The sequence below is a fragment of the Streptomyces sp. NPDC006265 genome, from assembly GCF_040613555.1.
Taxonomy (GTDB): domain Bacteria; phylum Actinomycetota; class Actinomycetes; order Streptomycetales; family Streptomycetaceae; genus Streptomyces.
In genome coordinates this window covers 1-8,374 of sequence record NZ_JBEXSH010000367.1, presented here as the reverse complement: position 1 = coordinate 8,374, position 8,374 = coordinate 1, and the positions used below count along the sequence as shown (strand labels likewise).

At 70.4% G+C, this 8,374-nt stretch carries 10 protein-coding genes and 2 pseudogenes; 5 read left to right on the top strand and 7 right to left on the bottom strand.

What is annotated here, in order from left to right; all coding sequences use genetic code 11:
* A pseudogene (locus ABZ281_RS26670) lies at positions 1–529 on the top strand (hydroxymethylbilane synthase); the annotation flags it as partial.
* A 23-nt stretch (positions 530–552) separates the two neighbouring features.
* On the opposite strand, the gene ABZ281_RS26665 reads toward ABZ281_RS26670, so the two are convergent.
* From ABZ281_RS26665 to ABZ281_RS26650, 4 genes and pseudogenes are all read right to left on the bottom strand, one after another.
* Positions 553–1,074, bottom strand: coding sequence for a hypothetical protein (locus ABZ281_RS26665; RefSeq protein WP_356659390.1), 522 nt, complete (start codon positions 1,072–1,074; stop codon positions 553–555).
* Positions 1,075–1,266: 192 nt separating this feature from the next.
* Positions 1,267–1,650: pseudogene (locus tag ABZ281_RS26660) on the bottom strand (ABC transporter permease); the annotation flags it as partial.
* Positions 1,629–1,790: a hypothetical protein gene (locus ABZ281_RS26655; protein WP_356659392.1), complete on the bottom strand. Its 162-nt coding sequence runs from the start codon at positions 1,788–1,790 to the stop codon at positions 1,629–1,631. The pseudogene ABZ281_RS26660 and the gene ABZ281_RS26655, both read right to left, overlap by 22 nt.
* Entirely contained in the window at positions 1,787–2,242 is a 456-nt protein-coding gene (locus ABZ281_RS26650) for a MarR family transcriptional regulator (RefSeq protein WP_356659388.1), read from the bottom strand. Before ABZ281_RS26650 ends, ABZ281_RS26655 begins: the two co-directional genes overlap by 4 nt.
* Before the next feature lie 250 nt (positions 2,243–2,492).
* Here ABZ281_RS26650 and ABZ281_RS26645 point away from each other — a divergent pair, with 250 nt between their 5' ends.
* Positions 2,493–3,284, top strand: a complete 792-nt coding sequence (locus ABZ281_RS26645; protein ID WP_356659386.1) for an RNA polymerase sigma factor SigF — start codon at positions 2,493–2,495, stop codon at positions 3,282–3,284.
* Between the two features lie 19 nt (positions 3,285–3,303).
* Here the strand turns inward: ABZ281_RS26645 and ABZ281_RS26640 are convergent, their stop codons facing one another.
* On the bottom strand, positions 3,304–3,621 hold the full coding sequence (locus tag ABZ281_RS26640; protein WP_356659384.1) for an ANTAR domain-containing protein: 318 nt from the start codon (positions 3,619–3,621) through the stop codon (positions 3,304–3,306).
* Between the two features lie 246 nt (positions 3,622–3,867).
* On the opposite strand from ABZ281_RS26640, the gene ABZ281_RS26635 reads away from it, so the two are divergent.
* Complete coding sequence (locus ABZ281_RS26635; RefSeq protein WP_356659382.1) at positions 3,868–4,671, top strand: VOC family protein; 804 nt, start codon at positions 3,868–3,870, stop codon at positions 4,669–4,671.
* A 6-nt stretch (positions 4,672–4,677) separates the two neighbouring features.
* Here the strand turns inward: ABZ281_RS26635 and glgX are convergent, their stop codons facing one another.
* Positions 4,678–6,831, bottom strand: coding sequence for a glycogen debranching protein GlgX (gene glgX / locus ABZ281_RS26630; RefSeq protein ID WP_356659380.1), 2,154 nt, complete (start codon positions 6,829–6,831; stop codon positions 4,678–4,680).
* Complete coding sequence (locus ABZ281_RS26625; protein ID WP_356659378.1) at positions 6,828–7,340, bottom strand: pep a2; 513 nt, start codon at positions 7,338–7,340, stop codon at positions 6,828–6,830. Before ABZ281_RS26625 ends, glgX begins: the two co-directional genes overlap by 4 nt.
* Before the next feature lie 362 nt (positions 7,341–7,702).
* Here ABZ281_RS26625 and ABZ281_RS26620 point away from each other — a divergent pair, with 362 nt between their 5' ends.
* Positions 7,703–8,071, top strand: coding sequence for a DUF5133 domain-containing protein (locus ABZ281_RS26620; protein ID WP_356659376.1), 369 nt, complete (start codon positions 7,703–7,705; stop codon positions 8,069–8,071).
* Between the two features lie 73 nt (positions 8,072–8,144).
* A partial coding sequence (locus ABZ281_RS26615) for a maltotransferase domain-containing protein (protein ID WP_356659374.1) occupies positions 8,145–8,374 on the top strand: 230 nt, incomplete at its 3' end.

The following is an 8,374-nucleotide window of genomic DNA, read 5'->3' as shown; positions in this document are numbered from 1 at the left end:
ACCGCGACGTCGACCTGTCGAAGGTCATCGACCGTCCGGAGACGGGCGAGGGGCAAACCGGCGCCTGGCGAAGCTGGCCGCCGGGGAGGCCGACGCCCTGCTGCTCGCGGTCTCCGGCCTGGAGCGCATCGGCCGCGAGGACGTGATCACCGAGGTCCTCTCGACCGAGACGATGATGCCGCCCATCGGCGCGGGTGTGCTGGCGCTGCAGTGCCGCGAGGACGACGCCGCGCTGATCGACGCGGTGAGCGTTCTCGGCGACCCGGACACCCACCGGGAGACCACCGCCGAGCGCATGTTCCTGCATGTGCTCCAGGGGCACTGCAACAGCCCCATCGCCGGGTTCGCGCAGGTGGACCGCAGCGGCGAACTCTCCCTGCGGTCCTGCGTGTTCACCCTGGACGGCAAGACGCGGCTGAACGCCCACGAGTGGGCGGGCCGCCTCGACCCGGCCACGCTCGGCACCTCGGTCGCCGTGGCCCTGCTGCGTCAGGGTGCACGCGAGATCATCGACGGCATCCCGCACTGATCCCGCAACGCCCTGACGCGGGGTCAGGCGGTGCCTTCCTCCGCTTGGTCCCGCAGGAAGACGCTCACCTGGTGCGCCAGGCTGTCCCGCACCGGACCCTGCTGGGCCCCGGCAGGCCCCTCGTGCGCCCCGATGCCGCCCGCCCACAGCCGGCGTTCGGTCCACTCCTCCTCGACGCGCAACTGCACCTGGACGTCCACGAGGCTCAACGAGGCCTCCGCACCGGCCGCGTAGAGCACGGCGGTGGCCCGGCGCAGCGGATAGACGTCGAAGCCCTCGATGAACTGCGAGTTGCGCCAGTCGATGAAGGCGCTCTCCCCGTCCGGGCCGAGCCTGACGTCGATCTGGCCGTCCTCGAGATGGACGCCGAGATGGCGGCTGCCGCGGTTCTCGACCGTCACCCGGAGGCAGAAGTACGTCAGTCCGTCGGCGGCGTCGTCCCGGCCGCGGGGCGGCTCGGCCGGTTCCAGACGGTGGACGCGGACGCGCAGACCGGCATGCTCGTCGTACTCCTGCCAGTCCCCGACCACGTTCGGCTCGTACACGCTGCACCCTCTCGACCTCTGGAAGCTGCTTCCTATCTGTGGTCTCAGCGCACTGTCAAATGAGCAGAATGCGCTGTGGCCAGGCAGTTCATCCTTTTTGATCGGTGATCAAGCCGTGCCCAGCGGTTATCCGGAAACAGTCGGAGAAAGCGCTTGCCCCGGCGTGCCGCACATCACTTCCACGAGTGAAGATCAACGGGCCGGACGGCCCAGCAGGCCGAGGCCGCGGTGACGCCGAGCGCGGCGGCGACGAACAGCACCGCGAAGTCGGACACCAGATGGTGCGGGGTGCCGAGAAGGAGCCCGCGCAGGGCGTCCACCTCGTAGCCGAGCGGGTTGGAGTTGCTGACGCCCTGGAGCCACCCGGGCATCACGGACACCGGGTACAGGGCGGTGGAGCCGAAGAACAGCGGCAATGGTGATCGCCTGCCCGATACCCGTCAGGCGGTCGCGGCTGAGGACGATGCCGGCGATGGTCATCGACAGGCAGGAGAAGAAGGCCGAGCCGAGCACCACGATCGCGGCGACGGCGAGCAGCTTGAGCGGGTTCCAGGTCAGGGCCACACCGAGGACGGCTCGCCCTGCCGGACGGTGAGATCGAGTCCGTCCACGGCGTTGTGGTCGCCCAAGGCGTACGTGAGGCCGGTGCAGGCGACGGCGTCGGCCGGGGGTGAAGTGGTCCCGTCGGTCCCGGGCGGGGCGGTGTCGCGCGTCATGACTCCTCGGCCTCCTCGTGCAGGGGGCCGGCCAGCTTGCGCAGGGCCGGGATCGCCGCGTACAGCGCCCGGCGGTCCTGCTCGTCGAGGCGCGACACATGGCGGCGTACGAGTTCGGCGCGGCGCCGGCGCCACTCGCGCAGCCGCGTCTCGGCGGCGGGGGTGGGCAGCAGCCGGGCGGCCCGCCGGTCGGCCGGGTCGGTCTCGCGGACCAGGTAACCCGCCTTCGCCAGCTGGTTGACCAGGGTGGACACCGAGTTGGCCGCAAGACCGAGGCCCTTGGCCGCGTCGGAGATGCCGATGCCGGGCCGGGTCACGACCAGGCGGAGCAGCTCCACCTCGGCGCCGCGCAGCCGCGGGTCGGGCATCTGCCCCCGCAGGCGCCGCCCGATCAGCCGCTGGACGCCGACGAGCGCGTCGGCCAGCCCTTCGGGGAAGGTCTCCGGCTCCATGCGGCCGAGATTAGCTCTGCAACAGAGCTAATCGGCCCAGGGTGAAGTCAAGAGGCACTCGAAATGACCGCTGTCGCGAAAGCGCCCACGTCCCCCGAATGCCGTATTGTCTGAATTGTCAGTGCTTCGGACAGGAGGCACGCGCGTGGGGAGCCGGCCGCCCGGGCCCCGGTGCTTTTCCGTGAGGTCCGAGGCCGCGTTTCCCACGGTGTCTGTCCATACTCAGCACCTGCTCAGGGAGGTACGCACCATGCGTATCGCCGGCAGCACCCGAACGCACCCCCACGACGACGCCCCCGACACCGCCGCGGCGTTCGCGCGACTGGCGCGGCTGCCCGAAGGGCCCGAGCGCAAGGGCCTGCGGGACGAACTGGTCGAGGCCTGGCTTCCCATGGCCGAGCGGATCGCCGTCCGCTTCCGGGGCCGTGGCGAGGCCCTCGAGGACCTGTACCAGGTGGCCGCCCTCGGTCTGGTGAAGGCGGTCGACCACTACGACCCGGCCCGCGGCAACGCCTTCGAGGCGTACGCGGTACCGACGGTCACCGGCGAGATCAAACGCCACTTCCGTGACCACATGTGGACGCTGCACGTGCCCCGCCGGGTCCAGGACCTGCGCAACCGGGTGCGGCACGCCTCCAAGGAGCTGTCGCAGACCACCCAGGGACGCTCCCCCACGGTCGCCGAGATCGCCGAGTTCGCCCAGCTCACCGAGGGCGAGGTACGCACCGGCATGGAGGCCCTGGAGTGCTTCTCCGCGTTGTCGCTGGAGGCGGAGATGCCCGGGACCGACGGCTACGCCCTCGGCGACGCGATCGGCGGGCCCGACCCGGCCTTCGACATCGTCGTCAACCGCGTCGCCGTCAAGCCCTGCCTGGAGGCGCTGCCGGAACGCGAGCGGATCATTCTGTATCTGCGGTTCTTCAAGGGCATGACGCAGAGCCGCATCGCGGAGCAGCTCGGCATCTCGCAGATGCACGTCTCCCGGTTGCTCAGCAGCTGCTTCGCCCATCTGCGTGAGGAGCTGCTGACCGAGGCCCGGTGAAGCACCAGACGCCGGGGGGTCACACCTCCGGCGAGCCGGGGATCTGCGTCGGTCCGGCACGGTCTAGCGCGTCTTCCAGAGCGGCCCGGATCTCCTCGGGCATCATGCCCGTGCGCCCCCAGAGGAGGATCAGTTCCGCGACGTGGCGCAGCTTGATGTTGGTGTGCTGGGAGACGTCCTTCAGCACGGCCCACCCCTGGTCGGGGGAGATCCTGCCGAGCGCCGCGACCATTCCGATCGCCTGGTCCACGACGGCGTGGGAGGCGACCGCCTCCTTCAGCTGCTGGACCTCTTCCTGCAGCGCGAAGATCCGATCCGAGCCCCCGTCCGTGGGCATGTTGACCTCCGGGTCCGGTGCGCCGCTGCGCCCGAGGTCCACAAGGGTGCTTGAGTACCTTGACGCAGTGTCCGACCCATCCATCGTCGTCACTCGGCCCGCCCGGTGCCACCGGGGCGGACCAGGCGGGACGCCGTTTCGGCGCCCTCGCCGGGGTACTCGGCAGGCGCCCACAGCGGTTCCGGTTGGACACTGGTGTCAATCCTCCGGTGGCTGCCAGGCCGACGAGATCAGGACGCGACTGCGATGAACCACGACATGCCCACCTCCTCCGGCACGAAGGACGTCGTCTCTTCACACTCCGTGTTCGGCGCGCCCTGCTGGGTGAGCCTGACGAGCCGGGACGTCAAGGCGACCGAGGAGTTCTACGGCGCCGTGCTGGGCTGGCAGTGGCGGCCGGCCAAACTCGGCGACCGGTTCCGGATCGCGCTGGTGGACGGCTCGCCGGTGGCCGGCATCGCGGGGGTGGCGACCATGTGGCAGATGGCCGTGGCGTGGACGCCGTACTTCGCGGTGCGCAGCGCGGACGACGCGGTCGCACGGGTGCAGGAGCGCATGGGCACGGTCGCGGTCGGTCCGATCTCCCTGCCGCCGGGGCGGGCGGCGCTGCTGGCCGACCGGGACGGGGCGACGTTCGGCATCTGGGAGGGCGACCTCTTCACCGACTGGGAGACCTGGCGCAACGCGCAGCCGGCCTTCATCACGCTCCATACCCGTGACGCGTTCGACGCGGCGATCTTCTACGGCGAGGTTCTCGACTGGGCGACGCAGCGGCCCGGCTGCTGCGAGGTCCACTACGAGGGCGGCGAGGTGGTGCTCCGCAGCCGCGGGGACGTGGTGGCCCGGATCGAGTCTGGCGCCCTGGAGGCGGCCCCCGACCCCGCGATCCGGCCGCACTGGCAGGTCCACTTCTCCGTCGACGACGTGGAGGCCTGCGCTCGCGCGGCGGAGCTGCACGGCGGAAGCGTGCTGTCCAAGGGCAGTGACGAGGCGGTGCTGCGGGACCACGACGGCGCGCAGTTCACGGTGACCGCGCGCCGCGGGCGCTGACCCGGGTCACTCCTTGTCGCGCGCCGCCCGTGAGGGCCGGGACAGCAGGACCAGGCTGCGGGCCCCGACGGTGAGGCCCGTCGTCGCCTTGTGCTCCGCCTCGTCCGGCGTCCCCTCCGGGTCGGCCGTGTCGATGAGCGCCGTCCACCGTTCGCCGTAGGAGGCCTTCGGGAGGCGGAAGTCGACCGGCTCCCAGTGACTGTTGAGGAGCAGCAGGAACGAGGCGTCGACGACCGGGCGGCCCCACGCGTCGGGTTCGGCGATGGCGTCGCCGTTGAGGAAGACGCCGACGGAGTGCGCGTCGCCGCGCTGCCAGTCGTCGTCGGTCATCTCGCGGGCGTCCGGCGCCAGCCACACCAGGTCGGGCAGCGGCTGGTCCGCCCGGGTCAGGGTCTCCCCGCGGAAGAAGCGGCGCCGGCGCAGCACCGGGTGTCTGGTGCGCAGCCGGATGAGGTACCGGGTGAACTCCAGCAGGTCGCGCTGCTCCTCGGTGAGCCGCCAGTCGATCCAGGAGATGTCGTTGTCCTGGCAGTAGGCGTTGTTGTTGCCGCCCTGAGTGCGCCCGAGTTCGTCGCCGTGGGAGATCATCGGGATGCCCTGGGACAGCAGCAGCGTGGCGAGGAAGTTGCGCTGCTGGCGCGTGCGCAGCTCCCGCACGGCCGGGTCGCGTGTCGCGCCCTCGGCGCCGCAGTTCCAGGACCGGTTGGTGCTCTCGCCGTCCTGGTTGTCCTCGCCGTTGTCCTCGTTGTGCTTGTCGTTGTACGAGACGAGGTCGCGCAGGGTGAAGCCGTCGTGCGCGGTGACGAAGTTGACGCTGGCGCGGGGCCGGCGTCTGCTGTGCTGGTACAGGTCGGAGGAGCCCGTGAGCCGGGAAGCGAACTCACCGAGGGTGTGGTCCTCGCCGCGCCAGAAGTCGCGGACCGCGTCGCGGTACATGCCGTTCCACTCCGACCACAGCGGTGGGAAGTTGCCCACCTGGTAGCCGCCCTCGCCGACGTCCCACGGCTCGGCGATCAGTTTGACGCGGCTGATCACCGGGTCCTGCTGGATGAGGTCGAAGAACGCCGAGAGCCGGTCCACCTCGTGGAACTGCCGGGCGAGCGTCGCCGCGAGGTCGAAGCGGAAGCCGTCGACATGCATCTCGGTCACCCAGTACCGCAGCGAGTCCATGATCAGCTGAAGGACGTAGGGGTGCCGCATCAGCAGGCTGTTGCCGGTGCCGGTGGTGTCGTAGTAGTGCTCCCAGTCACCGTCGACCAGGCGGTAGTACGAGGAGTTGTCGATGCCGCGGAAGGACAGCGTGGGGCCCCTCTCGTTGCCCTCGGCGGTGTGGTTGTAGACCACGTCGAGGATCACTTCGAGCCCGGCCGCGTGCAGGGTCTTCACCATCTGCTTGAACTCGGCGACCTGCCCCCCTCGCGTGCCGTGGGCGGCGTAGCCGTTGTGGGGCGCGAAGAAGCCGATGGTGTTGTAGCCCCAGTAGTTGGCCAGGCCGCGGTCGTGCAGCACCCCGTCGTGGACGAACTGGTGGACCGGCATGAGCTCCACGGCCGTGACGCCCAGGGAGGTCAGGTGATCGACGACCGCGGGGTGGGCCAGCCCGGCGTAGGTGCCCCGGAGTTCCTCGGGCACCTCGGGATGGGTGCGGGTCATGCCCTTGACGTGCGCCTCGTAGATCACCGTGTCGGCGTAGGGCCGGCAGGGCCGGGCGTCGTCGCCCCAGTCGAACGCCGGGTCGGTCACCACGCCGAGCATGGTGTGCCCGGCACTGTCGGCCGGGTCGGGGCCGTCGGGGTTGCGTTCGTAGAGCGAGGGGTGATTGTCGATCTGTCCGTCCACCGCACGGGCGTACGGGTCGAGCAGCAGTTTCGCCGGGTTGCAGCGGTGCCCCGCGGCCGGGGCCCACGGCCCGTGCACGCGGTAGCCGTAGCGCTGGCCGGGGCCGACGCCGGGGAGGTAGCCGTGCCACACGAAGCCGTCGACCTCGTTCAGCGGCACCTGGGTGTGGGTGCCGTCGTCGTCCACGAGGACCAGCTCGACGCGTTCGGCGACCTCGCTGAAGAGCGCGAAGTTGGTGCCCTCCCCGTCGTAGGCCGCACCCAGCGGGTAGGGGCGCCCGCTCCAGGCGGACACCCCTTTCCGAGTCTGCCGGCGCGTCACCGGGCGTCCTCCAGGATCCCGCCCGGCGTACTGGCCGGTCCGGCCAGCTGCGCGACCCGCTCCTCGCGGGGCACGTCCAGACCCTCGCTCTCCCGCGGCGCGGGGGCGGTCGGCACCAGCGGGACGCGCTCACCGGCGCGGGCGCGCTGCGAGAACCAGATGACCTTGCTGCCGGTCTCGGTCGCACAGCACCCCCAGCCGTCGCTCATCGCCGCGAGGTGCTCCAGGCAGCCTCGCAGCTCCTGGTCCGGGCGCAGGGCGCGGTCGTTGTCCCCGATGGCGGTGATCAGGTGCTGCCGGTTCCACCACATCTCGATCGACGTGTTCTTGTCCGTGGCGTGCTCGTCGATGGCCTTGAGCAGCATCTCGGCACCGCCGCAGACGGGCTGGACCAGATTCTCCAGGTCCCAGAACTTCAGGTGAGCGGCCAGAATGCGGCTGACCTGTCCCACCCGTTCCGGGCTGACTTCCACGTCGAGGTGGTAGTAGCAGGGCACTGCGGTCTTCATCGGTCGGCTCCTCACCGCGAAGCTCAGCTCCTTCTCGCTCCCGCAGTCCTGCGGGCGAGCCCCGAACACGGAACGTGAGCGCCTATCGCTTCTGAGTCACCATCAGCCTGAGGGTGCTAGCCCGTTCGTGCAACACGAGCGCACAGCTGAGGCGGTAGGGCCCACAAGTGAGCGGGCCGAGGTGGCCCGAACGGCCCAGAAGAGCCGCCAATGATTGAAGGACCAACAAGACGCTGCGTCGCCACACATGCACCATGTGTGAAGAACTCGATCGCCGTTACGGATCCGTGCCGCTGTGCGCACGGCCGCCGTCCGACCGTCGGGAGACCGTGCTCCTCGAGCCCCGAAAGGTGATCGGCGCCATGCTGCTACCCGCCAAAGCCGAAGTCGCCCGGCAGTTGCGACGTTACCGGGCCTGGGAACGCGTGATGCTCGCGGCACCGAACGACCGCATGGTGCGGACCACGTTCGAGGACTCCGGCTACACGCTCTGCGTGCTGATGGGCAAGCGCTGCGCACGGGAGGCGGCGGACGCGGCCGAGCGGTACCTGCGCACCAACCAGGTCGCGTATCTGGAGGAGCAGCAGATCACCTGCCTGCAGGAGCAGCACGTCACCTGTCTGCAGGAACCCGTCGAACGGTCTCGTCCGGCCGCGTCGGTCAGACGCAGAACGCCGTCGGCGGAGCGGAGAACCTCGGCCGCCGAGCGGAGATCCATCGCGGGGAGGTAGCGCCCTTCCCGCAGTTCTTGTCCCTGAACCGGGCCCCGCGGCCCGGCTTTCGAGCACGGTGGAGGTGAGGACCATGAGTAGGACCCGGGCCATCGGCCGTATTCCGGTACGGGACGTCCGCCCAGCCGTGGAGAGCGGCAACCGGCCGGCGAAGGCGGTCGTGGGTGAGACGTTCGAGGTCACCGCCACCGTGTTCCGGGAGGGGCACGACGCGGTGGCCGCCAATGTCGTCCTGAAGGATCCCGAGGGCCGTCCCGGCCCGTGGACGCCGATGCGTGAGCTCGCCCCCGGCAGTGACCGGTG

Excerpts from the sequence above, each read along its gene's own strand:
- ABZ281_RS26635 (WP_356659382.1), top strand. The coding sequence starts at position 3,868 with ATGAACCACGACATGCCCACCTCCTCCGGCACGAAGGACGTCGTCTCT.
- ABZ281_RS26625 (WP_356659378.1), bottom strand. The coding sequence starts at position 7,340 with ATGAAGACCGCAGTGCCCTGCTACTACCACCTCGACGTGGAAGTCAGC.
- ABZ281_RS26640 (WP_356659384.1), bottom strand. The coding sequence starts at position 3,621 with ATGCCCACGGACGGGGGCTCGGATCGGATCTTCGCGCTGCAGGAAGAG.
- ABZ281_RS26650 (WP_356659388.1), bottom strand. The coding sequence starts at position 2,242 with ATGGAGCCGGAGACCTTCCCCGAAGGGCTGGCCGACGCGCTCGTCGGC.
- ABZ281_RS26655 (WP_356659392.1), bottom strand. The coding sequence starts at position 1,790 with ATGACGCGCGACACCGCCCCGCCCGGGACCGACGGGACCACTTCACCC.
- ABZ281_RS26620 (WP_356659376.1), top strand. The coding sequence starts at position 7,703 with ATGCTGCTACCCGCCAAAGCCGAAGTCGCCCGGCAGTTGCGACGTTAC.
- ABZ281_RS26645 (WP_356659386.1), top strand. The coding sequence starts at position 2,493 with ATGCGTATCGCCGGCAGCACCCGAACGCACCCCCACGACGACGCCCCC.